Annotated in this window: 1 protein-coding gene; it reads left to right on the top strand. The window is 30.9% G+C overall.

Annotated features, from left to right (window positions below; translation table 11 throughout):
* Positions 1-1,261, top strand: a 1,261-nt coding sequence (locus BA053_RS06195) for a hypothetical protein (protein ID WP_065106876.1), incomplete at both ends; no start/stop codon positions are given.

Below are 1,261 nucleotides of genomic sequence, written 5' to 3'. Positions count from 1 at the left end.
TTAAAGCAAGAAAACATCTTAGAGTAGAAAGATGGTTAAGGGTTTATATTCAATTAATTGAAGATTTTGATGAGGGAAAATTAAAGTTTTTCTCTGATATATTCTCTGATAATTCTTGTTGGGATGGAATAAAATTAAAAAATAAAGCTGTTGGTGAAAGGCTAACTGAAGAAAAAAATAAAAATGGAAAAGAAAGTCCGCTTGATCTTGCAGATAGATATTACTTGGCATGTAAATATTGTCTAGAAGATAAGATTCCTGGATTATTTGAACAAGTATTTATGAGATTTAAGAGAAGTGCCTTTGAAGAAGATGGATCTGATGATGATCTGAGAAGAGAATTATTGGAAAATATCGAAGAAACTAGCCCTATAGAAGCTTTCTGGTCTTTTCTTATTGATAAGCAGATTGGAAAACTAAACGAATATAAATCAGTTGAAGGTTTGCAAAAATCCATACAGATAAATTCTAATAAAAATTGGGCAGAAGGTATAGAGTTCTTCTATAATAAGCTGCACAATGACTCTAGTATTTCTAGTCAAGATAAAGATAATTTGTTAATTGAAGCAGCTTTATCTGCAGTGAAGGGTTACAAAGAAGTAGACACTCTAGAGTTTTGCCTATCCAAAATGGATGATGAACAAAAGAAAAAATTACTAGATAGAGATTATAAGGAAAATACTTATCATGCAGTATTTAATGTGCTAATAAATCAGTATTATTTTGATTCTTTTATGGAATTAAACAAATTGTCCAGTCAGTTTGAATGTGAACGTTACACAACCTTTTTATCTTCATTATCAGACCAAGTACTGAAAAATCCAGATCTGTCTGAAGAAACAAAAAAATGTATGATGAATGTTTGGGAGCGTATAATAAGATTTAATCAAGGCCGTGGAGACCGGACTATTTTCTCCATTTTCAAAGATTATTCAGTTACATATATAATAGCAAATTTAATTGTGGATCCAAGTAGACAAGAGGTAAGTAAAGAAGGAATATTAGGGAAGATATTAAAGCACGTAAATAACAAGGAAATGAGTGGTGAAGAGGTGATAAAGGTTAAAGATTCTGTATTAAGTAAAATTCAGTTATTTCATGGGGGTAAAAAATTGCAGTTAGGAGAACAAGTATTTTCTAAATTAGCTAAAGAAGCTTCTAAAGAGTCAATTTTGTGTGAAGCTGGTGATACTTTGCCACAGTCAAGTCTCGGTACGACTGATACCCCACATAATATAAAATCTTTAGGTCATAGCAAATA

The sequence above is a fragment of the Wolbachia endosymbiont of Nomada ferruginata genome, assembly GCF_001675785.1.
GTDB lineage: Bacteria > Pseudomonadota > Alphaproteobacteria > Rickettsiales > Anaplasmataceae > Wolbachia > Wolbachia pipientis.
This window is presented reverse-complemented; position numbering and strand designations above follow the sequence as displayed.